A 25,663-nucleotide genomic window follows, 5' to 3' on the forward strand; every position below is an offset into this window, starting at 1 on the left:
CTGTCCTCCTAATGTTTAATAATTTTACTTAAGAATTGGCGAGCACGCTCATTACTTGGTTGTCCATCGAAGAATTCTTCTTTTGCATCATCTTCAAGAATTTGACCATCAGCCATGAAGACAACTCGATCACCCACTTCACGGGCAAATCCCATTTCATGAGTAACAACGACCATTGTCATCGATGAATCCTTGGCAATTTGTTTCATAACATTCAAAACATCATCAATCATTTCCGGATCAAGTGCCGATGTTGGTTCATCAAATAAAATACATTTAGGGTGCATCGCAAGACTACGGGCGATCGCAATTCGTTGTTTTTGTCCCCCGGAAAGCATCGATGGCATGCTCTCTGCTTTTTCTGACAAGCCAACTTGCTCTAATAGTTCCATTGCGATTTTCTTATTTTCGTCTTCCTTACGTCCAAGAACAACGCGCGGTCCGAGCATAATATTTTCTAGCACGGTCTTATTATTGTATAAATTGAAATGCTGGAACACCATTCCTACTTCGCGTCGAATTTTATTCATATTGGTTTTCTTACTTGCTAAATCAAAGCCATTAACAATTAACTGGCCACTATTGATGCTCTCCAATCCGTTAATCGTACGAATCAACGTACTCTTACCTGATCCAGATGGCCCAATCAGAACAACAGTTTCACCTTTTTCAATCGTCAAATTAATGTTGGTTAGTGCGTGGAACTTTCCGTAGTACTTTTCAACATTGTGAAATTCAATCATTGACATAATAAATACCTCCAGATCATGCTCTTCATTTTGGCTCCGAAACTAGCTTCGCCATTAAGCAATTATTTTATACTTATTATAAAATATAATCGACAAAAAAAGGTCTGTCAAAGTGAAGGACTTCAACAGACCACCCGTTAAACTATTTCAACCCCTCAGGAAGTGAGGTATTACGGCGTTTATAGGCAATGTTAATTTTTATAGAATAATTTTCTTTTTCGGTAATCATTCCCGATCGACCAGCGACTTTTTTCTCACCACCAATTAGCAAAGCATCAGCTAGGTAAAGATGATTTTCAAGTTTAGCGTTAGAAAAATTGGATAAACCGACTTTGGCAATTTCTCCCACTGGCATCTCTTCGATTTGATTCATTCCGGCAAAGACCGTTGGCTTATCATCAATCATTCTTATATCAGCGTAGGGAAGTTGGATCCCGTTATCCCCAATTGCATATACTTCAGTTTGATCTGGTTGCATCTGAGTTTGGATTTCATCGTCACTGCGTCCGTTATAATCCTTAAAAAGCATCCCTGCATTCTCCATTTGGAGAGCAATTTTTTCGATATTGCTTTTCTGCACAGGCGATGAACGAACTTGTGCTGGTAATAACATTTGATCATCAAACACTCCCGACGGACTGCTTGATTGTCGACTTGCACGTTCGACACGTGATAAACGTTGGCGAAATTCCTCTTTCTCCCGAATTTCTTCAGGTGTTCCACCGATATACTTTTCCAGAATTGGTGAGATATCTAATGGTGCCTTCTTGGTCGTGAAAAAATAGTAAATATTCATAATTGAAAAATATAAAAACGCTAAGAAGATTGCTAATAGCAAAAATCCTCGTAAAAAGCGCCCATTTTGTAGGAAACGAATACCAATGTAAAGCAGGTACCAGTTCCCAACAAAAGCCATGACCGTGTAAACTTGATTTTTCAGTTTACTTTTAACATTGATCATTCCCATATAATGGCTCGCTAATGAAAGAAATGAAATCACGTTAATTCCTCCTACTGTGCTGTTGTATCATTCGTAGCATTGGCAGTCGTGGCCCCACCTGTAGCTGGTTGACTACCTTGCGTTGATGATTGTGTCTGACTTGAGCTTTGATTTGTTCCCGATTGTTGCGTAGCGTCTGAATCATTAGTTTGTGTATCACTACCCGAGCTTGAGCTGGATTGTGAGGAAGCGTTGTTAGTATCCTCGGCCGTATTGTCCCTATTACTGCTAGAAGAACTCTCAACGCTTTCCTTACTTTGATCACTTGATTGATCATCCATCGATGAACTACTGTTACTCTGTTTATCCACAGAACTCTTTTCGCTCATACTACTACTTTCAATCACTTTTGAAGACTTAGCAGGTGCCCCTTCAGAAGTATTGGTCGCCTTATTAACAATTACGTTTGTTGCGCTTAACGCAATCACCATTGTAACAATCGCAATTGGTGTTAAAAAAGGTGGTGTTCTATATGCCATTCTAAATTCCCTCCGTATTAAAAGTTAGCATACCAAAATTACGATCATTTGTTCTTAAATCCATCATAAATTTGCAATAACTTTAAAAAATTATCCAACTTTTGACAATTCTTTTTTACATTGTGCACACAATCCGTACAACTCAAAATGGTGTCCCGTAATTTCGGCTCCTGGAAGCTGCTCTTCAAAGAAGTCCAGTGGACACATTTCTAATCCTCGGACTTTTCCACAATTATTACAGATAAAGTGGTGATGATGTGTATGCTGCTCATTACAATCTAGTTTAACTTCCGTTTTACCGTCGACTTCGCTTTGACTTTCTTCAACAATTCCGATGGTCGCAAATTCTTTTACATTTCGATAAATTGTATTGTGACTCATCTTAGGATACTTTTCACGCATCAATTGGTCTAGCTTGGTCAATTCAATATATCGATCTTCGAATTCGAATAATATATCGATCAAACTTTGTCGTTGTTTTGTTAACTTATATCCGTTTGCTTTAAGTACTTTCACAGCAATTTCACGACTACTTTTGTTCAATTTCCGCACCTCGTAAATAGTAATTATTACTTTTTACACTAACATACTTTGCATTAATTTTGAATGTTTTATATTTCATTCATCATTTGCTGATAAAATTGGTCAATTTGTTTTTTGGTATCTTGCCATTGATCGTTAATAATCTTAGTGGCATTACCAACCAATTCAATTGGTAATTGCATGTCTCGGCTATATTCCGGACTATTCATTCTTTTAGCAATTGCGGCTGGGTCATCCCCCCGCTTAAGTAGGCGCGTTTTTAACACGCGTTCATCGCTAACACTAATGAAGAGAATTTTAGTCTGTTGTTTTAATTCATGCAAATATGTGATCGCACCGGCTGTATCTAATACGATACTAGCGACCTTTGATTTGTCCCAAGCTCGACGAAGACCCTCTAGGGAGGAACCATAGCGGTAATGTGAATACTGCACCTGTTCTAAGTAATGATTATCATCAAACGTTGCGTCACTCTCAAAATAATAATCAACCCCTTGTCGCTCGTTTTCACGTCGAGGGCGGGTTGTATGCGTAATCACCTTGGCTACACCGTATTGATCCTTTAAATAATCAGCCACAGAGGTTTTTCCTGATCCTGTTGGTCCTGCAATTACTATGATTTTATTCATTTTTCTCTTCCTTAAAATAAAATAGTTGCTTTTTTTTTTAAAATATTGTAAATTAAAGTATCTTAAATATTGAAAGCGCTTTTCTAAGCTTTCAAAATATCTATAAACTAGGAGGTTTATCATTATGCAATTCAAAAAATACAGCACAGCTTGGTACAGCATTGCACTCGACACAGAAAAGCAGGTATTTATCGCTAATGATAAAGCCCAACCGGAGTTTCATGCAACTGGCGTAACAATTGAAGAAGCTGTTAACAATCTTCAAAGCCTAGAAGAAAATTCATTCAGCAAGCTAGCATAACTTAACTCTTTACTGAGCTTTATCAAATAGAATTGAAAAAGGGACTATGACCGAATTATCTTTTCGGCATGGTCCTTTTTTGTACTTATAGCATCTAAAATATTTATCCCTTAATCTTTTCTACATACTGATTAACGCGTTCCAGTGTTTGCTTTAGATTTAAATAAGTCAATTTTTCACGAGCCGTTGTGTAATCAAACCAGCCAGCAGCACTAATTTCTTCACGCTGTAAACGCAGTACAACGTCCTTTTGGACTTCTGAGCTAAACAAAGTAACCCTTTTATCATTACTGCCGACCTTATAATTCAGCACGTCGTAAAAATTTTCATCAATTTCAGCGCGAATTCCGGTTTCTTCATAGATTTCACGTTTAGCCGCTTCGATGACAGATTCTTTTCCTTCAATATGACCTTTGGGAAATCCCCAAAATGCACTCGTTGCGCTTTCTAGTAGTAGATAATATGGTTTTTGGTTTCGCATTTGGTACACCACTGCCCCGCCGTCAAGTTCTAAAGCCATGTCAAAGCCTCCATTTCTTAGTTAATATAGATTATAACAGTCTCTGGACTCAGATTTAATATTTTTATGGTTTAGAGTAAACAATTTACATTGACGTAACTATCTCCATTAAGTATCATTAAAAAGATATTAGAAAGTAGGTGTGCTATGAGCTTATCGAATAAATTTTTTAGAAAAGAATCACTTGATAATTATCTTAAAGTTGATTCAAAGTTTGAAAAAACCCTCGGCCCCAAAGATTTACTAGCCCTGGGAATTGGAGCAGTGATTGGAACTGGAATCTTTATTCTACCAGGAACCGTGGCAGCATTAAAGGCGGGCCCATCAATCACACTCTCCTTTGTCATTGCCGCTGCGGTCTGTGCCCTGGCTGGAATGTGTTACGCTGAATTCGCGGCCTCACTACCAGTTGCCGGGAGCGCATATTCATATGGGACGATTGTCTACGGTGAACTTCCGGGTTGGCTCTTAGGATGGGCATTAATTTTAGAGTATGTATTAGCCGTTGCTGCCGTTTCGACAGGATGGTCCGCATATTTTGGATCGTTCATCCAAGGCTTTGGAATTAAACTACCCGCCGCCATCTCTGGTTCATTTAATCCCAGTCATGGTACCTATATTAACCTGTTTGCCATCGTTATTGTCTTATTAATCGCGTTTCTTCTAAATCGCGGTTTTAAATCATCAATCAGAATTAATAATTTTATGGTATTTGTCAAAATTGCCATTATTTTAATTTTTATTCTAATTGGAATGTTCTACATCAAACCTGGTAACTGGAAACCCTACTTTCCATTTGGATTTCACGGTACACTAGCTGGGGCTTCAACCGTATTTTTTGCTTATTTAGGTTTTGATACGGTCTCTTCTTCAGCCGCCGAGGTTAAGAATCCGTCAAAAACAATGCCAATCGGAATTATTGGAACTTTAATTATCGCCACCATTTTTTACGTGGCCGTTTCGGTCGTCTTAACTGGGATGGTTTCATACACTAAATTAAATGTGGCCGATCCCGTTGCCCTAGCCCTTCAATTAGTACATCAAAATTGGACCGCAGGATTATTATCTTTTGGTGCCTTAGCTGGAATGACCACAATGATGATCTCGATGATTTATGGTAGCTCACGGTTAGTTTATGCCACTGGACGCGATGGTTTGCTTCCTAAGGCACTTGGACAATTAGTGGGAGAACATCATTCCCCTAAGAACGCAATGATTGTTGTGACAATTTTTATCGCTTTTCTGGGTGGTTTTGTTCCATTAGATCAACTAACCAATCTAGTTAACATTGGGACCCTCTTCGCGTTCACTCTAGTTTCTTTTGGAATTATTCCACTTCGTAAAAGGCGTGATATTCCAAATAGTGGATTTAAAGTTCCCGGGTACCCTGTTATCCCAATCATCTCGGGATTAGCTTGTATTTATCTAATAACGACCCTTTCTGTAGAAACCTGGATCGGTTCGGCAATTTGGTTTACCATTGGGTTAATTATTTATTTCAGCTACGGAATTAATCATAGTAAGCTATCAAATTAACTATCATTCGTCACACTCTACTGCATACAAAAAGGTCAAGACTTATTTCGTCTTGACCTTTTTTATGTCATTAACTGTAGTCAAAATAGTTAATTCTTTTTCGTTGTTGATTGAATTGGATTAAAATAACTTAATTTTGTGTAATCAACGTTACCACCGTCCGTGATCGCTAAATCCGGAATAGCAGTAATCGGTAGAAATGAAAGATAAAATAGCGGATCTGGGAGGCGACTTCCCAGTTCATTAGCCGCCCGCTTTAATTCCAATTCTTTTTGAACTAATTGATCTAACGGCAGGTCAGTAGTAATCCCTGCAATTGGTAGTTCTAAGAGTGCCAAGATTTTTCCATCTTTAACTACCACTTGTCCCCCGCCATTTTGAATTAGCGTATTTGCCGCTAACGTCATATCATCAAAGTCAACCCCTGCCACTACCAGATTATTATCATCGGGAGAAGCTGAAGTTGCGATTGCGCCATTTTGGAGTGACCATCCCGAAATAAACCCGAGCGATTGATTTTGGTTAATACCAAAACGTTCAATCACTGAGACCATTGCAACATCTTTATTTACATCTGGCATTACAATTCCGTTGGTAACGTCTAATTCAACGTCCTTTGCTTTTCGGACAAATGGCCCAACACTATTAATAGTACGAACAACAGCCGTTTGGTCATTTTGATCAACCTGATACATAAAATCACTCTTTTGCATCAAATCATGCTTCAAACTTCCCTGAAGCCGCTTTGAACGAACCGGAGGAACAAATTCCACCTGTTCTTCTTGATTTAAAGTAATTACTTTTCCTTTACTAATGACGCTCTCTACATTGAACGTTCCGGGCTGATCAACTAGTAAAATATCAGCATCTTTCCCTGGAGCAATCGAACCAACTTGATCATCAATATGATAAGCCTCAGCACTGTTTAAAGTTGCCATTTGAATGGCAGTCATCGGTGATACTCCGGCCTTGATTGCCAAATGAACCATGTGATCTAAATGACCGTTTTTCAAAAGATCGTGTGCCGTGACATCATCACTACAAAAACTAGTATGCCGCGCCACCCCAGGAGCACCCTCGGTAATTGCGCGAATGTTCTCCTTTAAAAATTTTGTCACTGAAGATTCTCTGATTACTGTATGAATTCCCTTACGCGCTTTTTCTAAGAACTCTTCATGCGAGTAGCTTTCATGATCAACATGAACTCGACCCATTAAAAATTGGTTCAAATCTTTGCCAGTTGCCATTGGTGAACAGCCAAAAATAGGCTTATGGTACTTTTGAGATATCAAAATTGCTTTTAATGTGTCTTCGTCTTTAGTTTCAATCGCTTCACGAACGGTTTCCCACACGCCATATGACCTTTCAGTAGGTTGAATTCTCTCATGGTCAGCGGCTGAAACGTTATATGCAATTGTCGACTTTGGAATCGTATACGGTGTCTTATATGGTAAGCCCCAGAAAACTTTTAACGGACTGTGATCTATTTCATCAAAAATTTCATCAAGACCATCTACGCCGATCACAGAAATATACTCATCTAATCCGGATACAATACTTGTCGTGCCGCGCGGAACAACCGCTTGTGCGAAACGCGTCATCCCCATTTTGCTGCACTCAACATGAATATGTCCATCAATCATTCCGGGGGCAAGATATTTCCCAGTCGCATCAATTCGTTTGGTATTTTCTCCGATATAATCTGAGATATCACTATCGACCGCCACAATTCTTTCCTTATATATTGCAACGTTTGCTAGATAATACTCACTGGTATCAACATTAATTAATGTTCCATTTTCAATAACAATATCAGCAGAAATCTTAGCAGCACCGGCATCAATATAGTTTCCCAGTTCATTAACACTTATCATTTTCAAACCTCAACTTTTAGGATTTTGGAACAATATTTAAAACATATAGTAAGACGATGAACACAATCATCATTATCCACATAATGTAGTTAATTTCTTTTCTTCGTCCAGCAGCAACCATCAAAATAGGATAAGTTAAAAATCCGAACGCAATTCCGTATGAAATATTATAGGTCAATGGCATTCCAACAACCGTTAAGAAAGCTGGCATTGCGATTTCAAATTTATCCCATTCAATTTCACGTAGCGCTGAAACCATTAAAACCCCTACAACAATTAAAGCTGGTGCCGTCACTTGGTTCGTTACCACGGTGAGCAGTGGCGAAAATAGCATACTGAAAGCAAACAACACTGCCACTGTTAATGACGTTAGTCCTGTCTTCCCACCAATCGCAATTCCCGCTGAAGATTCAACGTAGGCAGCCGTTGGTGTAGTACCCATTACGGATCCGCCAAGCATTGAAATTGAGTCCGCCATTAGAGCTTTCCCAATTCGAGGCATTTTGTTGTTCTTCATAATTCCTGCTTGTTGAGCTAGTCCAATTAATGTACCCGCGGTATCAAAAAAGGCCACTAACAAGAAAATTAAAACAACCGCCCACATTTGTGGATCTACCATTGTCGGAAGTTCAGCAATTCCAACCCCAAATGTTGGTTTCATACTTGGTGCAAGTGAAATAATGCTACTTGGCATTTTAATCAAACCGGTAATTAAGCCCACTGCGGCCGTTGAAACCAAACCAATAAAAATTGATCCCGGTACTTTTTTAGCCATTAAAATGGCAATTACAAAAATTCCAAAAATTGTTAACCACGTTGTTGGAACAGTTAGTGAACCAATCTCCACAAGCGAGGTTTTACTTCCAACTACTAGTCCACCGCCCTGTAATCCGACAAACGCAATGAAAATCCCAATTCCAGCTGCCATCGCTAGTTTTAAATCCTTTGGAATTGCATCAATCACAATTTCTCGAACTTTTAAGAAAGAAAGAATCGTAAACAAGACAGATGCTACGAAAACACCAGCCATTGCTTTCTGCCACGAAATCCCCATTCCAAGTACCACTGAAAATGTGAAAAAGGCGTTATCGCCAAGTCCCGGGGCAATCGCAATTGGATAATTAGCTAAAAAGGCCATCAGGGCACTTCCCAAAATTGCAGATAAGGCAGTCGCCGTGAATACGGCCCCCTTGTCCATTCCTGCAGCACCTAAGATACTTGGATTAACAAATAAAATATATGCCATGGATACAAAAGTGGTTAGTCCTGCTAAAAGTTCTCGCCTAACCGTTGTTTTTTGTTCCGTTAAATGGAACGTTCTTTCAAGAAATCCCTTGTTCGTTTCCATACTGCTTGGATTTTCCATTATAAAAATTTCCTCCACGTTTTTCTTTATTAACTTCCATATTATTCCATACATTAAAGTTTATTTCAAACTATAATATTCGTATTTTGAATATAATTAATCTAAAAATATGTTATTATATAATAATAATAGAAAATAAAACGAACTTTTTAGGAAGGGGAATTCAAACATGTCTGAAATTACTGAACAATTTACATCCGGATTACCTAAAGCTGAACTTCATCTTCATATCGAAGGAACTCTCGAACCCGAGTTAAAGTTAAAATTAGCAAAAAGAAATAACGTTGACATCGGTCAAACCACTATTGAAGAGGTTCAAAAAACTTATCAATATGATGATTTAGCATCTTTTTTAAATGTATATTATCCAGCAATGAATGTTCTTCAAACTGAACAAGATTTTTACGATTTAGCTTTTGCGTACTTGTCAAAAGCAGCGCAAAATAATGTTCGACATGTTGAAATCTTTTTTGATCCACAGGCACATACTAGTCGAGGAATTTCATTTAAAACCGTCATTGATGGTTTGTATCAAGCAACGGTTGATGCTCGCGCTTTAAACGTTGATGCAGCCCTCATCATGTGTTTCTTAAGAGATTTTTCAAAAGAATCAGCTCGAAAAACTCTTGAAGAGGCCCTGATCTATAAAGATAAGATTGTCGGTGTTGGTCTCGATTCAGATGAACATAACAATCCACCATTAAAATTTGCTCGTCAATTTGAGGATGCCGCAGCTGCTGGTCTTCATCGGACCGTTCATTGTGACATTGATCAAAAGGATTCGATTGAACATATTCGACAAGCACTTGAAATTATGGAAGTCGAGCGACTGGACCACGGGACCAATATCGTTGAAGATCCTGATCTTGTTAATTTGGTTGCCAAAAAGCAAATTGGATTAACATCTTGTCCACTTTCAAATGGCTTCGTCTCTCCTGAAATGAAGGGAAAAGAAGTTTTAGAGCTTCTTGATCAAGGGGTTAAAGTTTCAATTCATTCCGATGATCCAGCCTATTTTGGCGGTTACATTAGTGACAATTACTTTGCAATTGCTAAAAAATTCAATTTAAGCCGCGAACAAGTTGTGCAATTAGCTCGAAACTCTTTTGAAACGTCATGGATTAGTCCTGAGCAAAAGAATATCTACTTAAACGAGCTATCTGAATACGTCAAAAACAATTAATTTTAACTATTAAAAAAGCCTCCCGTTATAAATGTTTCACAACATTAGGCGTATAATGTGAAACATAAATAATCGCGGAGGCTTTTTTTATGAAAAATAATCAATTTGGTCGTATTCAGATTAGTCGAGACGACGAACTTAATGAACTCAACAATATTAATTTTATTACAGATCATCAACTCCAACCGACTCCCAAAGAACAATTGTCAGACTTTTTGAGTCGCTCTTTTTTAGCTGGAACATCTAGTACGGTTTTTAAACAAAAACTTGGCAATCTTCTGGCTACACCGACCACAACTGCTTTAGATTTTTTTGAATCAGATCTTCCCCTAAGCGTTGATATTTTTGCATTAATCGAACTTCAGTTATTACAATTCGAAGCTGATACGGATTTCAAAATCGAACAACCCTTAGACGCAATCAAAAAGATTAATTTACCTGCAATTGAACAATCTCGCCTGGACACGAGTGCTGACGTCGCTCACGCTTGGTACATTCTTTTAACTTCCCATACCAAAAATGGAGAAGTATATCTTGATCACCTAACCCAACAGGGATATTTCACTCAATTTTATGGATCAATTAACCGCCCACTGTTCTTTAACGGTAAAGCACAAGCCGTTTTTGATCCTCATCAAATAATTCGAGACGTTGTTTATGTTGAAGCGCCACTGGACACTGATCATGACGGTCAACGTGATCTACTGAAAGCTGAAATTCTTCGACCAGCTCAAACTGCTACTGGATATCGCGCTCCGGTTTTGTACACCGCGAGTCCGTATAATCAAGGAGTCAATGACAGCTTTGGAGAACAAATCACGCACAACGTTGACGTACCTTTAGTTAAAAAAGAAGTCAATCAGCTTACTAAAAGCGACGTAACCGCGGCACCTTTTGTTCAAAATCTCCCAGCTGAACGCGAAGTCAAAGGGCTAGCGGTCTCCTCTGAGGAAAGTTTTGCCAGAGAGCAACCTTACACGCTGAATAATTACTTTCTTGCCCGCGGATTTGCGATTGTGTACGCGGCTGGAATTGGTACTCGTGATTCAGATGGTGTGCGTGACACCGGATCCGTCGAAGAGACCATTTCAACAACCGCAATTATCGAATGGTTAGCTGGAAATCGACGGGCCTTCACCAATAAAACCGATAATATTGAAATTCGTGCCGACTGGTCAAACCATAAAATTGCGATGACTGGTCGCTCATATCTTGGCACCTTAGCAACCGCGGCTGCCACAACCGGTGTGGAGGGATTAGAAACCATTATTTCTGAAGCTGCAATTTCAAGTTGGTACGATTATTACCGTGATGGAGGTTTAGTTGCTGCTCCGGATACATTCCAAGGCGAAGATATGGACGTGTTAGCGGCCGAAGTATTCAGCCGTCGTCAAGATGCTGGTGATTACCTTCACATCAAGGACTACTTTGATCAAGTTCTAAAGCGGATCGCTACTGATCAAGATCGAAAATCAGGCAACTACTCCAAATACTGGGATAGTAAAAATTACCTCAACAATATCAAAAACATTAAAGCCGATATGATTATGGTCCACGGCCTTAATGATTGGAACGTAAAACCCCGCAACGTTAGTAACTTATGGAATGCAATCCGTGATTTACCAATCAATAAAAAAATAATTTTACATCAAGGTCAGCATATCTACATTAATGCCTTTCGTTCAATCGACTTCACGGATATGATGAATCTATGGCTTAGTTATAAATTATTTGGCGTTGATAATAATGCCGATCAAGTTTTACCAAATGTAATAATTCAAGATAACGTCATCCCAGAGACCTGGAATACTTATAAAGATTGGCAATCAGTCGACGACCGCACTAAAGAATTTACTTTACAAGCCAAAACCCTAGTCGATTCGGAAATCGAAACTAAAAATGAGGCCGCTTCATTCAAAGATTCCTTGGACCCTGAAATTTTTGGTATGTACAAAAATAATTTAAAGCAATGGCACACTGACCTCCTTAATACCGAACACGCTACTAACGGTAAGAACCAGATGCGTAACAATCGTCTAATCTTCAAAACTGCCCAAATCTCTGAAGATTGGCTAATCGATGGTGCTCCCGAGGTTTCGGTCAATGTCGCGGTTAATCGTCCTTTTGGAATGCTTAGTTTCCAACTAGTTGATTTCGGCGATGCAAAACGATTTAATGCGTCTCCAACGGTTCTTCAACCTCACTTTTTAAGTGGTAGTTTTGATTGGCGAACCGACGATTTACGTGAATTTACGGTTCAAAACGTTACAACACCATGGAAAATGATTTCAAAGGGCCACATCAACCTTCAAAATCGAACAAATAATTACCAAGTTGACGAGGTTAAACCTAATCAATTCTACGATGTGTCTTTGAAACTACAGCCTACTTTCTACCATTTGCCAGCCGGCCATCAACTAGGACTTGTCATTTACGCAACTGACTTTGAAACGACAATTCGCGGTAATCAAGAGCTACAGTACTCTCTTCAATTAAATCAAAGTCGTTTAAAAATTAAACTTGCCGACTCATCGAGTTTGCTAAAGTAAAATTGCTGAATTTATAATTAAGGTATTTAAAGTATTTCGGTATAGAAAAATTATGGATCGAATTAATTCGTGTCACTTAAATTTTTTTATTGAAATTTTTATATGAGAATCGGTCGGGTGTTTTTTATGCGCTTGATCCTTGTCAAAATTGGCTTTCATGATCATTTCTTATATCTTTTTTAACTAATATGAGTTTGTGAATTATTGGTTAATTTGATATCATTAATCTAAATTTAAGAAACTAGGTGAGTGTTTTGAAACAAGGTACAACGATTTTAACACTAGATAATGGCTACCATTTATGGTCACACACTGATGGCGATGATGATTCAATTCATCTATTGGCTCTTCATGGTGGTCCCGGTGGTAACCATGAGTACTGGGAAAACTTCCACGACGAACTCTTAAAACAAGGTTTGAACGTTCAAGTACATTATTACGATCAATTAGGCTCTTGGTATTCTGATCAACCAGACTATTCTGATCCCGAAATTGCCGATAAGTATTTGACTTACGACTACTTTTTGGACGAAGTTGAAGAAGTTCGTCAAAAATTAGGCATCGATAAATTTTATCTAATTGGCCAATCTTGGGGTGGTGCCTTAACAATGATGTACGCCCTTAAATATGGTGAACATCTTAAAGGTGCGATTATTTCATCCATGGTTGACAATATTGATGAATATCTTGAACATCAAGATGCAATTCGTGATGAAGCATTAGCTCCTGAAGATGCTCAATTCATGCGTGATTGTGAAAAAACTGGTGATTGGGATAACGAGCGCTACCAAAAATTGGTCGATATTCTTAACGCCGGCTATGTCGATCGCAAACAACCAATTGCGATTCGTCATTTAGTCCCAACTATGGCTACACCTGTGTATAACGCTTTCCAAGGTGATAACGAGTTTGTTGTTACAGGTAAACTAAAAGAATGGGATGTCCGTGATCAAATTCACAATATTGACGTTCCTACCCTTCTCACATTTGGTGAACACGAAACGATGCCATTAAAATCTGCGCGTCGGATGGCTGAAGTTATTCCAAATGCCAAATTAGTTACCACGCCAGATGGTGGTCATCACCACATGATTGACAACGCTCCGGTTTACTTTAAACACCTTGCTGACTATCTTCGTCAAGTCGAAGACGGTACTTTCAATCAATAAAATTACTCATATTCATTCAATCAAGGATTCGACAAAACTTAACGTTGCCGAATCCTTTTTTCTGTACCTTGACCAGCTCGCATAAATTCTCAGTACACAACCACGAAAGATTCGCTTAGATGATCTATTTTAATTAATCGCTATCTTTTTAATAGCAAGCGCCCATAAAAAAAGCTATCATTAGGTTGTACTTAATATTTTAAGGAGGCTCATTTATGAATAAGTTAACTGATACTTACACATTAAACAATGGAGTAAAAATTCCCATCGTTGGATTCGGAACCTGGCAGTCAAAAGACGGCGCCGAAGCTTATGAAGCTGTTAAAGCCGCTCTTAAAGCTGGTTATCGTCATATTGATACAGCTGCAGCTTATGGTAATGAAGAAAGCGTTGGAAAGGCCATCAAGGATAGCGGCATCGATCGTAAAGAACTTTTTGTTACCTCGAAACTATGGAACGATGACCACGGATATGATTCTGCAAAAAAGGCACTTGATCTAAGCCTTGAAAAACTTGGTTTGGATTACCTCGATTTGTATCTAATTCATTGGCCAAATCCAATTAAGTTCAGAAACGAATGGCAAGAAAAAAATGCAGATTCTTGGCGAGCAATGGAAGAAGGCCTGGATAACGGGAAAGTTCGTGCAATTGGTGTGTCTAATTTCCGTCCTCACCACCTAGATGAACTTTTAAAAACAGCTAAAGTAACTCCTGCTGTAAACCAAATCTTCCTAAATCCTAGCGATACCGAAGATGAAACGGTTGCTTATAACAACGAGCATAACATTCTGTCAGAAGCATACAGCCCACTTGGAACCGGCAAAATTTTTACGATTCCAGAATTAAAGGATATTGCTGCTAAGTACGATAAAAGTGTTGCCCAGATCGTCATTCGTTGGTCATTACAACACGGCTTTTTACCACTACCTAAGTCAGTTCACGCTGACCGAATCCAGCAAAACACTGATATTTTTGATTTCGAACTTTCCGACGAAGATGTCAAAGTCATCGATGGATTCCATGGTGTAGCTGGATTAGCAACTGACCCAGATACCGCAACGTTCTAATTGATGATTCCTTTACATTAAAAAAATCTCATTTTTTATTTAGATTAGCATTGACATTCTAATAAATCTAATGTTTAATTAATAATATCAATTTGTGGAGGTCAAACACATGACTCAATTACAGTACACACAATTGAATAACAAATTTGCCTTTAGCTTTTTCTTTAGATAGCGTTTGTATTCAAATCTTGGATACGAACGCACGACTAGCGTTCGTATCTAATTAAATGGCTAAAGATTTTAAGCATGACATTAAGCCAGTTAGATGCGACTCATCATCTAACTGGGAAATAAGAAATGGGCCCAAACCAGTTAGATGACTCCGTCTAACTGGTTTTTTTGTATCTTAGAGTTAATTAAATTGTAATTTTACTTTAAGTAATGCTAGCTTTTATCAATTTACATCTATACTGGCGAAACGCGAATTTTCCAACAATCCTCTCCGCTTAGCTCCAGAACACCAATGATTGAACTACACAATCATCGATATTCTTAAACTATGCTCGAGGATTAAGCGTTGGAAAATTCGCTCTAAATAATTAGGAGGATCATCATGAAAAAAAGAATCTTAGGAATTATGGCAATTTTATTAGCGGGAATTGCACTTGCTGGATGTTCATCATCTGCTTCTGCGGAAAAGAAAACCATCAATGTTGGTATTTTACAGGTTGTTCAACACGGCTCTCTTGATGCATCGCGTTCAGGTTTCAAAAGCGAATTAACTAAAGAAATTAAGGCTAAACATCCCAAATGGAACATCAAATATAACTACCAAAATGCTCAAGGTGATCAGTCCAACCTAAGTACAATGAGCCAGCAAATTATTCAAAAAAAGCCAGCCCTTATTCTTGGCATTGGAACTCCCGCCGCTCAAGGGCTAGGTAAAAAGACAAAGACAACTCCGATTATTACAACCGCCGTAACTGACCTTAAAGGGGCTGGTTTGGTTAAAAGCAACAAAAAACCTGACACTAACGTTACCGGAACCAGTGATATGGGTCCCGTAGACAAGCAGCTACAGCTACTGAAAAGTATGACTAAAAATACAAAACCGATCGGGATTATGTATAACTCTTCCGAGGAAAACTCCCTACTCCAGGTCCAAACAGCTAAAAAATGGGCAACAAAAAATAATATCAAATTGAAGATTGTCGCCGTTACATCGACTAACGACGTACAATCGGCGTTAAGTACGTTGAAAAACAAAGTTTCTGGCCTTTATATTCCGACCGACAATCTCATGGCTAGTTCAATGAAAATTGTTGGAAAATCGACTCAGAAAGATAATCTTCCTGTCGTAACCGGTTCAATTGAAATGGCTAAGGATGGTGGAACAGCGACCTATGGCATCAACTATAACGACCTCGGTAAGCAGGCTGGTAAAATGGCTGCTAAAGTTATTTTAGATAAGCAAAAGCCTCAAAATATGCCGGTAGAAACTTCCAACGTTTTACGTTTGTACGTTAATAAAGCTCAGGCAAAAAGCATTGGGATTGATCCATCAAGTATTAAACAACCTTAATTTAGAGACTTGGAGTGAAAAAAATGATTATTGAAGGTATCGGACAAGGATTGATTTGGTCAATGCTCGCAATTGGCGTATTTCTAACTTTTAGAATACTAAATATCCCTGATTTAACGGCTGAAGGTAGTTTCCCATTAGGAGCAGCGATTACGATTAAGCTAATGCTGTTAGGTCAAAGCGCCATCGTTGCAACTTTAGCTGGTTTTTTAGCGGGTTGCTTAGCGGGAATTGTCACGGGAATATTAGATACTAAATTACGAATCCCCTCTCTACTAGCAGGAATTTTAACGATGACCGGACTTTATTCAATTAATATGCACATCATGGGTAAAGCTAATATTCCGCTTTTAAATCAAAAAATATTATCTAGTTATCTGCCGGCAGCTTGGGATCCGGTAATTCAAACCATTCTGCTGGGAGTACTAATCAGCATCGGCATGATCACCTTGCTCACTTTATTTTTTAAGACCGAGACTGGATTGGCGCTTCAAGCAACGGGAAATAACCAAGCAATGAGCGCCGCTAATGGCGTAAAAACAGATGGCATGGTCATTTTAGGTTACGCAATCTCAAACGGTTGCATCGCTTTATCGGGTGCTCTAGTAGCACAAAACAATGGATTTTCTGACATTGGTATGGGGATTGGAACAATTGTAATTGGTTTAGCTTCCGTTCTCGTCGGTGAAATATTTATCACTTCTCGTAAAATCTGGATTAAACTTTCTTCAATGGTACTTGGTGCCATAATTTATCGCGTTTTATTGACATTGGCCATGAATTTTGGCGTTTCACCCGACGACTTGAAGCTGTTCTCAACGGTTATCTTAATTCTAGTAATTGTTATTCCGATGATTCAAAGTCGACAACGAGCTAAAAAACAGTTAAACAAATACTTATTATCAATTCGTTTGGCAAAGGAGGTATCCCCAGATGACTAACTCAGATATTTTAAAAATTCAGAATCTACAAAAGGTTTTCTTTCCTGGGACAATCAATCAACGCCATATTTTAAAAGATATCAATCTGACCATTAATTCTGGTGACTTTATCTCGGTAATTGGCAATAACGGTGCCGGAAAGTCCACACTGCTTAACACCATCGCCGGCAATCTTCCCGTCGATGCGGGTAGTGTGACAATTTTAGGAAACGACATCACTAACGCATCCGTTGCAAGTCGTTCAAAATGGATTTCTCGAGTATTCCAAGATCCAAAATTGGGCACTGCTGGTGAATTAACGGTTGCCGAAAATTTAGCTTTGTCGGAAAAAAAGCACCGTCATTTCAATCTTCATTTCTATCACTCGGCCGAACGTGATCGTCGCTTTACCACATTGCTAAGCCGACTTAATATGGGATTAGAAGATCGGCTGAATACACAGGTTAAGTATTTATCTGGCGGTCAACGACAAGCCCTTTCGCTTTTGATGGCAACGCTTAGTCAACCGGATCTTTTATTATTGGATGAACACACGGCAGCATTGGATCCCTACACCAGTTCGGAAGTAATGCATCTTACCAATGACATTATTTCCGAACGCCACCTCACTTCGCTCATGATAACTCATAAAATGGAAGATGCCTTACAGTACGGCAACCGCCTTTTGATGGTCCAAGATGGCCAGATTAAACTAGATGTTCGCGGTGCAGATAAACAGCGACTTCGTAAGGCGGAACTTTTAGATCTATTTAATTAACAATCTTACTTAACGTAATCCCAGACAGCAAAAAAGAGGACGCGTGATAAATTCTAATCATGCTTCCTCTTTTAGCTGTTTTCGGTTCTTTTAAATTTAGTTATCCACAACAGTAATACGTTTTACGCACTATTGGCTAACGTTGCTGTGTTAGTCAACTTAAAGAATTTTACTTTTTAACGTTCTTTATTCTCGATCCAAACGTAATTTTTCGACGTTAATTTCCTTATCAATCCACTGCGAGTAGAAACTATTTTCATGAGAGACAACAATTAGGTTTCCCTTAAATCGTTGAAGAGCTTCACTTAAAGCACGCTTGGTTTCGTCATCCAAGTGGTTCGTTGGTTCGTCCATAATCAAGAAATTAGATTCAATCAACTCCATCAAAGCTAACTTAACCTTCGTTTGCTCCCCACCACTTAATTGGCTCATTGGTTTCATTGTGTCCGCGGCGTTAATTCCACACTTAGCCAATTTTGTTCGAATTGTTTTTGGAAGCATCGTTGGATATTTTTCCTGGATCGTTTGTAATGGAGTTAAACGAGGATTATCCCAGGTCAATTCCTGTGTGAAATAATTAACCTTTGCTGAAGGTGAAAAATGGGCTTCTCCTTCTAAAGATGGAATCACTCCCAAAATACTTTTAATTAACGTTGATTTACCAGCTCCGTTAAACCCTGAAAAGGCAACTTTCTCACCCGCCGACATCGAAAAAGTCACGGGTTCTAGCAGCTGCTTTTTCCCATAACCAACGGCCAACCGATTCACCGCAACAGCATTTTGAGATCCCGTATCGAGATACGGAAAATCAAAGTGTCCTTGTAAATTTTCACTTGGTGGATCAATTTTATCCATTCGATTTAACATCTTTTCTCGTGATTTAGCCATTGTTGAACGCTGGCCCGCCTTATTTTTTCGAATGAAATTTTCAGCCTTTTCAATCACGACCTGTTGCTTTTCAAAAGCTTTTAATTGGGCTTCTTTGCGTGCATCTTTTTGTCGCATTGCCGACTTAAAATCACCACGGTACTTTGTAATCTTATTAAACGCAACATCACAAATACAATTAGTAACCTTTTGCAAAAAGTCATAATCATGCGAGATTACCATGAATGCACCTTGGAATCCATTTAAATAATCGGCTAACCAACTGATATGGGCCGTATCCAAATAGTTGGTAGGCTCATCTAAAATTAATACATCGGGATTTTGTAATAATAACTTTGCCAAAATAATTTTTGAACGTTGACCACCACTCATTTCGCTGACAACGTGGTCCTTTCCGATATCGTCAAGTCCCAACCCGGTCATTACCCGATTGATTTCTGTATCAATATCATAAAAATTATTAGCATCCAAATTTTCTTGAATCCGTCCAGCCTTATCTAACAACTTATCGTCTAAGTTTTCGGCGTAGTCGGCATAATATTTTTCCATTAAGTCCCGCTGACGGAAAAGTTCAGCATAAGCCGTCGTTAAAAACTCATAAAGTGTATCTTCTTTAGGAATATCTGCATACTGGTCCAAATAACCATATGTTATTTTATTTTGCCAAATGATTCGTCCCTTGTCTGGAAGGTTCTCACCCGTTAAAATTTTAATTAAGGTACTTTTTCCAGCACCATTTTGTCCCACAATTCCCATGTGGTCTTCTTTGTTCAATTCAAAACTTGCGTCTTCGTAGAGCTCCTTGTCGGCAAAACCATGACTAAGATGCTCAACAGATAATAAACTCATTTTTTCACCCTGACTTTTCTAAAATACTAATAACCACCGTAGCATGAACCAACTCGAATCGTCAATTAAAAATCAGCTATGCTATACTTAAATCTGGTTATTAGGAGGAATTTTATATAATGAATATTCGTGAAATTGATCATATTACTTTAACGGTTTCTGATATCGCTAAAAGTGAACGCTTTTACCATGAGGTATTTGATATGCCCATCCTAGAGGATGCCCCTTTGGCAGGGGTTCGTGCTGGAAAACAGCGTATTTATTTTGTTGAAAAAGAGCAGCAACCACCATTCGCGCCTGCTAATCCAAGTATCGGAAGCATTGCCTTTTCAATTGTTGCTAAAAATCCAATGGACGAAATTATTAACCATCTCAAAAGTTATTTCATCGATATCATTGATGAACCTCAAACTCGTGAAGGAACCCATGGTAAGGTCAAATCACTTTTGATTAAAGATCCGGATGGCAACATCATCGAAATCGCTAACTATTAAATCAATAAATTAAGGTCATGCTTTCCATGGATTCATTTTGACATTATCTTGAAAAGTAGTGGGGTACAACAATTAAATTGCCGTACCCCACTACTTTTTTGATTATTTTCACACGAATAATCTTATTACGATTCCCTAATTTGACCATTACCACGGATTACATACTTTGTGGAAGTTAATTCGTTTAGCCCCATTGGTCCTCTGGCATGTAATTTTTGCGTACTGATTCCAATTTCAGCCCCAAAGCCAAATTTAAACCCATCGGTAAATCTGGTAGATGCATTAACGTAGACTACAGCCGCATCAATTTCATTTGTAAATTTCTGTGAAGCGGTATAGTCTTCCGTAATAATTGCTTCACTGTGCTTAGTGTTGTATTTATTGATGTGTGCAATTGCTTCATCGACACTATCAACAATCTTAATTGCCATTATATAGTCGTTGTATTCAGTTCCCCAGTCTTCTTCTGTTGCCAATTTAATATCTGGTAAGATCGCCTTTGTGGCTTCGTCGCCTCGCAAGTCGACATTAAAAGGTTCAAGAGCCTCTTTTAGTTGTGGCAAAAGTTCTTTTGCAACTGCACTGTGAACAACCAATTTCTCCATTGCATTACATACTGATGGCCGCTGCGTCTTAGCGTTAATAATAATTGGTAATGCCTTTTTTAGATCAGCCAACTCATCGACATAGACATGACAGTTTCCAGCCCCCGTTTCAATCACTGGAACGGTTGAATTTTGCACAACCATCTGGATAAACTTCGCCCCACCTCGAGGAATTAATACATCGATGTACTGGTTTAAATGCATCATTTGATTTACGCCTTCATGGGAAGGATCGTCAATCATTTGAATCGCATCCACGGGGAGCTTATTTTCTTCTAACGCTTCTCTCAATACATCTGCTAGGACAATGTTCGACCGAATGGCTTCTTTTCCACCCCGCAAAATAACCGCATTTCCAGACTTAAAAGTTAACCCGCTTGCATCAACGGTAACATTGGGGCGGGCTTCAAAAATCATTCCAATTACTCCAAGTGGGACACGTATTTGAGAAATTTGTAGCTCATCTTCATTGACCCATCCACGAATAACTTCGCCAATTGGATCAGATAACTGAGCAACATTTCTTAAGCCATCCGCCATTGCTCTAATTCTTTCTTCCGTCAGCTTCAGTCGATCAAGCATCGCCGGTGCGACACCGTTATCACCGGCATCCTTCATGTCTAATGAATTTTCGACAATAATTCTAGCCGTATTCTTTTCCAAAGCCGTTGCCATCGCCAATAAGGCTGCGTTCTTTTTCTTCGTTGACACCTTTTGTAGCTCCACTGAAGCATTCTTTGCTTTTAACCCAATCTCTTCGATATCAATCATTGCATCCCCATAACCTTTCCTTCACTAACACTGGTAAAGAGCGTTCCCACATCTTCACCTTGCAAAATCTGATCAATAATTTGTGGATTTTTTCCATTAGCCAAAATCATTTGTTGGTTATTTTCCATGATTCGTTTGGCGGCTTTTAACTTCGTTACCATTCCTCCCGTACCAAATTGAGTCCCGTGTCCACCCGCTGCACCTAAGATTTGGGGATTCAAATTATTCACCGTCCGAATCAATTTAGCATTCGGATTTTTCGTTGGATTATCTGTATAAAAACCATTAATATCCGAAAGCATAATTAACAAATCGGCATCGATAATTTTGGCAACAATCGCTGATAGTTGATCATTATCACCAAATTTAGTCATATGATCCAATTCATCAACGGATACCGTATCATTTTCGTTAACAACCGGAATCACATTCATTTTTAGTAACTCATCAAAAGCATTATGAACATTATGATTACTCTGCGGGTATAGCAAAACGTCTCTCGTCAACAATAACTGTGCAACGCTTATTCCATATTGAGCAAATTGACGTTCGTACAATCCGATTAATTCCCCTTGCCCAACTGCTGCAACCGCTTGTTGTTGAGCAATTGAAGCTGGTCGTTTAGTAATATTTAGTTTTCCCATACCAACTCCGATTGCACCGGATGAAACCAAGACAACTTCCTTACCATTATTTTTAAGATTACAAAGAACCTTTGCCAATCTTTCAATTGATGCCAAATTCACCGCTCCGTCTGCCTTCACGAGCGAACTTGTACCAATTTTAACAACGATTCTCTTTGCCGTTATTTCTCTCATCAAACCACCATTTCCCACGATAATGCCAATATTTTAACACTAAACCAATTGTAATAAAAATTTTACTTACTTATCATTACCAAACCTTATTCTTAAAAAAATTAAGCGATCACCACCGATTATTCATCAACGGTAAATCGCTTAACAATTTTAAACTTTAATTATTCAAAATACTTCTTACAGATATTTTGCATCACCAATTGGATCCTGTGATGTCAAAATCTTAGGGCCATCTGGTGTAACAACTAACGTATGCTCATATTGGCAAGAAAGGCTACCGTCCATTGTTGTAACCGTCCATCCGTCTGGAGCCGAAGTATCACACTGCCAACCACCAACGTTAACCATTGGTTCAATTGTAATGGTCATTCCATTCTTCAAGCGGGGACCATGTCCAGCCTCGCCGTAGCCGGGAACCATTGGATCTTCATGCATCGTTGGTTGAATACCATGTCCTACAAACTCACGAACATCTCCGTAGCCCATTTCATCTTCAACATATGATTGAATTGCATGTCCAATATCGCCAATGCGGTTGCCCGCAACGGCTTGGTCAATTCCGAGATAAAGTGCTTTTTTAGTTACTTCCATTAGTTTTTTAACTTCATCACTAACTTCACCGACTGCAAAAGCCCAGCACGAATCTGCCATATATCCGTCAACGCTCACTACGGTATCAACTTTAACCAGATCGCCTTCCTTTAAAAGAAGTCCCTTACGTGGGAAACCGTGGCAAACTTCATTATTAACACTTACACATGTGGCATACTCATATCCCTCAAAACCTTTTTCTTCTGGAACGGCACCATTTTCATCAAGATACCGGAGGGCATACTTTTCAATATCCCAACTCGAAATGCCCGGTTTGATGATATCACGCAAACCAATATGCATCCCAGCTAAAACGGCACCCGCCTTCTTCATTCCTTCAATTTCACGTTCTGATTTTAATGTAATCATTTTTTCCACCCGTTTCTTAATCACTAATGTCTATACTATCACAATTTCGGTGACCAAATTAATCCGATTGCTTTACTTCCAGTATACGTCGCAACGTAAGGACCAATATGACACGCTGAAACTTGTATATTAGGGTATTTGGTGCTTAATTCACTTTGCCATTTCATACTTCGATCCGGATCATTGGCATCAACCACGGTCACCGAAAGATTATTATGATCAACCAACTGTTTCTCCAAAATTTCATCAATTGCTTCCATGGCATTTTTGATCTGACGCTCTTTTCCAACCATCTCTAAACGACCTTGTTTATTGATCGTCAAAATGGGTCGCATCCCAAAGAATGACCCAACTAATGACGAACGATTCGAGATATTCCCTGAGTTCTGGAGCTCTTTGACGTTATTCAATGCAATATATACTTGTGTCTGAGCACGATATTTGCGCAATTGGTGCAACACCTCATGAATATCAACACCATTGTTCAATAAGTTGGCGGCCAAAATCGCCATGTTACCAGTCCCAGTCAAAATTGATCCAGAGTCAAACGGAAATACTTGTAAATCCTTAATGGTAGGAACCGAGGCCGATACACTATTGATAAACCCACTTAAGCCGCCTGAAAGTCCAATGCATAGTGCCGACTCATAACCTTCATCTGCAAGGTTCGAAAAAACTTTTTGCATTTCCTTCATTGGAATTTGCGAGGAGGTCGGGTGCGACTTTTCCATCTTTAGCATTCGATAAAATTCATCTGAATCAATATCCACATTTTCATGATAAACATGTTTTCCAAACATTATTGGTTGGTTAACCACGGTGAAATTATATCGGCGAACAATCTCTGAACTAAGGTTAGCCGAACTATCAATCACAATTGCCGTCTTACTTTGATTCATTTTCTGATATCTTCTTTTCTAAATATTTAGCTAGTTTTGCTTCAGGATAATAACCGGTTACTTTTTCAATTGCTTTTCCATCTTTAAATAAAACCAATGATGGAATACTCATTATTTTAAATGATTGAGCAATTTCTTGATTATTATCGACATTCATTTTACCAAATTGAAGTTGGCTTCCATACTTCGCTTCAAGATTTTCCAAGGCGGGTTCCATCATCTTGCAAGGTCCACACCATGGCGCCCAAAAGTCAACAATTGTTAATCCCTCATTGGTTACTTCTGCTATGTTAGCGTCGTTTACTGTAACTGCCATTTTGATCTCCTTTATTCTGAACTACTCATCTAAAATTATATCATCATTTTTTCACAGGCTTCCGGAGGTAATGGATACCAATTGTGATAATAAAAGCTAAAATTACAATTAATGCAAAGATCCCTGATGGAATTTCAATGTCAATCATTGGAATTGAAAGAAGCAGTTTTAAAGCAATAATAGCGATTAAAACATACGCCATTGTCTCTAATTCCGGAATTTTTTGCATCATTCCCATAATGACCTCGGCAATTCCTCGCATTGCTAAAATTCCAATTAAACCACCGATTAAGACAATCACCGGATTTGATGAAATTGCCAACGAAGCCAGCACCGAGTCCACCGAAAACACAATATCCATAAACTCGATTTGAATTACCACGCGCCAGAAAATCGAAATTTTTCCTTCTTTTTTGACCAACTTCCGAGTTTGCCGCCCCAGTTTCTGCTTATCAAAAAAACGAAAGACAAGATAGGCAAGGTAAAGTGCACCAATCACTTTAATTTCCCATAAATTAATCAAGTAGGTTCCAATACCAATTACAATGAACCGGAATAGGTACGCCCCCCATAGTCCATAGAAAAGTGATTTTTCACGTTCCTTTTGATCCTTTAAAACTTGAGTCTGCGTTGCCAACACCACTGCATTATCAACGGATAAGATACATTCAATCATTACTAAGGAAAAAATTACTAGCCAATCTGAACCGGAACCTAAGACTGTTTTCCAATTATTAATATCAAAAAAGGAACCATATAAATCTGTTAAAATATCCAATAGGAATACTCCTTTACTCTAAACATCTTATTTTAATCGATTTAGTATATTTTTTCACCCCATTAGGGTTAAACTTAAAGTATTACGAATTAAAGAGGAA

At 38.6% G+C, this 25,663-nt stretch carries 25 protein-coding genes; 10 read left to right on the forward strand and 15 right to left on the reverse strand.

Annotation, left to right across the window (positions count from 1 at the left end; all coding sequences use genetic code 11):
• Window positions 1-8: 8 nt before the first annotated feature.
• The 5 genes from IV81_RS06640 to IV81_RS06660 all read right to left on the reverse strand — a co-directional run bounded on the left by IV81_RS06640 (window position 9) and on the right by IV81_RS06660 (window position 3,400).
• A complete protein-coding gene (locus tag IV81_RS06640; protein WP_057803530.1) occupies window positions 9-749 on the reverse strand; it encodes an amino acid ABC transporter ATP-binding protein in 741 nt (246 codons plus the stop codon).
• Between the two features lie 142 nt (window positions 750-891).
• Window positions 892-1,749 carry a DUF6681 family protein gene (locus IV81_RS06645; RefSeq protein WP_057803532.1) on the reverse strand — a complete coding sequence of 286 codons (858 nt, stop codon included), beginning with the start codon at window positions 1,747-1,749 and terminating at the stop codon, window positions 892-894.
• Between the two features lie 11 nt (window positions 1,750-1,760).
• Complete coding sequence (locus tag IV81_RS06650) at window positions 1,761-2,228, reverse strand: hypothetical protein (RefSeq protein WP_057803534.1); 468 nt, start codon at window positions 2,226-2,228, stop codon at window positions 1,761-1,763.
• A gap of 90 nt (window positions 2,229-2,318) precedes the next feature.
• Window positions 2,319-2,771, reverse strand: a complete 453-nt coding sequence (locus IV81_RS06655; RefSeq protein ID WP_057803536.1) for a Fur family transcriptional regulator — start codon at window positions 2,769-2,771, stop codon at window positions 2,319-2,321.
• 68 nt (window positions 2,772-2,839) lie between these two features.
• A complete protein-coding gene (locus tag IV81_RS06660; protein ID WP_057803537.1) occupies window positions 2,840-3,400 on the reverse strand; it encodes a guanylate kinase in 561 nt (186 codons plus the stop codon).
• Window positions 3,401-3,524: 124 nt separating this feature from the next.
• Between IV81_RS06660 and IV81_RS09390 the strand changes: the two genes are divergently transcribed.
• The gene (locus tag IV81_RS09390; protein WP_138473560.1) at window positions 3,525-3,701 is read left to right on the forward strand and encodes a hypothetical protein; all 177 of its coding nucleotides are present in this window, start codon (window positions 3,525-3,527) and stop codon (window positions 3,699-3,701) included.
• A 103-nt stretch (window positions 3,702-3,804) separates the two neighbouring features.
• On the opposite strand, the gene IV81_RS06665 is transcribed toward IV81_RS09390, so the two are convergent.
• On the reverse strand, window positions 3,805-4,221 hold the full coding sequence (locus tag IV81_RS06665; protein ID WP_057803539.1) for a bis(5'-nucleosyl)-tetraphosphatase: 417 nt from the start codon (window positions 4,219-4,221) through the stop codon (window positions 3,805-3,807).
• A gap of 147 nt (window positions 4,222-4,368) precedes the next feature.
• Between IV81_RS06665 and IV81_RS06670 the strand changes: the two genes are divergently transcribed.
• The gene (locus IV81_RS06670; RefSeq protein ID WP_057803542.1) at window positions 4,369-5,757 is read left to right on the forward strand and encodes an amino acid permease; all 1,389 of its coding nucleotides are present in this window, start codon (window positions 4,369-4,371) and stop codon (window positions 5,755-5,757) included.
• An 89-nt stretch (window positions 5,758-5,846) separates the two neighbouring features.
• Here the strand turns inward: IV81_RS06670 and IV81_RS06675 are convergent, their stop codons facing one another.
• Both IV81_RS06675 and IV81_RS06680 read right to left on the reverse strand, forming a co-directional pair.
• Window positions 5,847-7,631, reverse strand: a complete 1,785-nt coding sequence (locus tag IV81_RS06675) for an adenine deaminase C-terminal domain-containing protein (protein ID WP_057803544.1) — start codon at window positions 7,629-7,631, stop codon at window positions 5,847-5,849.
• Between the two features lie 16 nt (window positions 7,632-7,647).
• Window positions 7,648-8,997 (reverse strand): NCS2 family permease, encoded by a 1,350-nt coding sequence (locus IV81_RS06680; protein WP_275453001.1) that lies wholly within the window; start codon window positions 8,995-8,997, stop codon window positions 7,648-7,650.
• Window positions 8,998-9,166: 169 nt separating this feature from the next.
• Between IV81_RS06680 and add the strand changes: the two genes are divergently transcribed.
• From add to IV81_RS06715, 7 genes are all read left to right on the forward strand, one after another.
• The gene (gene add / locus IV81_RS06685) at window positions 9,167-10,180 is read left to right on the forward strand and encodes an adenosine deaminase (protein ID WP_057803548.1); all 1,014 of its coding nucleotides are present in this window, start codon (window positions 9,167-9,169) and stop codon (window positions 10,178-10,180) included.
• Between the two features lie 89 nt (window positions 10,181-10,269).
• The gene (locus IV81_RS06690; RefSeq protein WP_057803550.1) at window positions 10,270-12,729 is read left to right on the forward strand and encodes a Xaa-Pro dipeptidyl-peptidase; all 2,460 of its coding nucleotides are present in this window, start codon (window positions 10,270-10,272) and stop codon (window positions 12,727-12,729) included.
• Window positions 12,730-12,983: 254 nt separating this feature from the next.
• Window positions 12,984-13,898: a proline-specific peptidase family protein gene (locus IV81_RS06695; RefSeq protein ID WP_057803553.1), complete on the forward strand. Its 915-nt coding sequence runs from the start codon at window positions 12,984-12,986 to the stop codon at window positions 13,896-13,898.
• A gap of 215 nt (window positions 13,899-14,113) precedes the next feature.
• Entirely contained in the window at window positions 14,114-14,965 is an 852-nt protein-coding gene (locus IV81_RS06700; RefSeq protein WP_057803555.1) for an aldo/keto reductase, read from the forward strand.
• Window positions 14,966-15,518: 553 nt separating this feature from the next.
• On the forward strand, window positions 15,519-16,487 hold the full coding sequence (locus tag IV81_RS06705) for an ABC transporter substrate-binding protein (RefSeq protein ID WP_057803557.1): 969 nt from the start codon (window positions 15,519-15,521) through the stop codon (window positions 16,485-16,487).
• 23 nt (window positions 16,488-16,510) lie between these two features.
• Window positions 16,511-17,428 (forward strand): ABC transporter permease, encoded by a 918-nt coding sequence (locus IV81_RS06710; protein WP_057803558.1) that lies wholly within the window; start codon window positions 16,511-16,513, stop codon window positions 17,426-17,428.
• Entirely contained in the window at window positions 17,421-18,185 is a 765-nt protein-coding gene (locus tag IV81_RS06715; RefSeq protein ID WP_057803560.1) for an ABC transporter ATP-binding protein, read from the forward strand. The genes IV81_RS06710 and IV81_RS06715 overlap by 8 nt, the downstream gene beginning before the upstream one ends.
• Window positions 18,186-18,371: 186 nt before the next feature.
• Here IV81_RS06715 and IV81_RS06720 read toward each other — a convergent pair whose 3' ends face one another.
• Window positions 18,372-19,922: an ABC-F family ATP-binding cassette domain-containing protein gene (locus IV81_RS06720; RefSeq protein WP_057803562.1), complete on the reverse strand. Its 1,551-nt coding sequence runs from the start codon at window positions 19,920-19,922 to the stop codon at window positions 18,372-18,374.
• A 119-nt stretch (window positions 19,923-20,041) separates the two neighbouring features.
• Here IV81_RS06720 and IV81_RS06725 point away from each other — a divergent pair, with 119 nt between their 5' ends.
• The gene (locus tag IV81_RS06725) at window positions 20,042-20,416 is read left to right on the forward strand and encodes a VOC family protein (RefSeq protein WP_057803564.1); all 375 of its coding nucleotides are present in this window, start codon (window positions 20,042-20,044) and stop codon (window positions 20,414-20,416) included.
• Between the two features lie 125 nt (window positions 20,417-20,541).
• On the opposite strand, the gene IV81_RS06730 is transcribed toward IV81_RS06725, so the two are convergent.
• The 6 genes from IV81_RS06730 to IV81_RS06755 all read right to left on the reverse strand — a co-directional run bounded on the left by IV81_RS06730 (window position 20,542) and on the right by IV81_RS06755 (window position 25,563).
• A complete protein-coding gene (locus IV81_RS06730) occupies window positions 20,542-21,792 on the reverse strand; it encodes a glutamate-5-semialdehyde dehydrogenase (RefSeq protein WP_057803567.1) in 1,251 nt (416 codons plus the stop codon).
• Window positions 21,789-22,613 (reverse strand): glutamate 5-kinase, encoded by an 825-nt coding sequence (proB, locus tag IV81_RS06735; protein WP_338045632.1) that lies wholly within the window; start codon window positions 22,611-22,613, stop codon window positions 21,789-21,791. The genes IV81_RS06730 and proB overlap by 4 nt, the downstream gene beginning before the upstream one ends.
• Window positions 22,614-22,787: 174 nt before the next feature.
• The gene (map, locus tag IV81_RS06740) at window positions 22,788-23,570 is read right to left on the reverse strand and encodes a type I methionyl aminopeptidase (protein WP_057803571.1); all 783 of its coding nucleotides are present in this window, start codon (window positions 23,568-23,570) and stop codon (window positions 22,788-22,790) included.
• A 38-nt stretch (window positions 23,571-23,608) separates the two neighbouring features.
• The gene (locus tag IV81_RS06745) at window positions 23,609-24,469 is read right to left on the reverse strand and encodes a DegV family protein (protein ID WP_057803573.1); all 861 of its coding nucleotides are present in this window, start codon (window positions 24,467-24,469) and stop codon (window positions 23,609-23,611) included.
• Window positions 24,456-24,785: a thioredoxin gene (trxA, locus tag IV81_RS06750; protein ID WP_057803574.1), complete on the reverse strand. Its 330-nt coding sequence runs from the start codon at window positions 24,783-24,785 to the stop codon at window positions 24,456-24,458. The genes IV81_RS06745 and trxA overlap by 14 nt, the downstream gene beginning before the upstream one ends.
• Window positions 24,786-24,828: 43 nt before the next feature.
• The gene (locus tag IV81_RS06755; protein WP_057803576.1) at window positions 24,829-25,563 is read right to left on the reverse strand and encodes a TerC family protein; all 735 of its coding nucleotides are present in this window, start codon (window positions 25,561-25,563) and stop codon (window positions 24,829-24,831) included.
• Between the last annotated feature and the right edge of the window lie 100 nt (window positions 25,564-25,663).

This window comes from Pediococcus stilesii (assembly GCF_001437075.1).
In the GTDB taxonomy this organism is placed as follows: Bacteria; Bacillota; Bacilli; order Lactobacillales; family Lactobacillaceae; genus Pediococcus; species Pediococcus stilesii.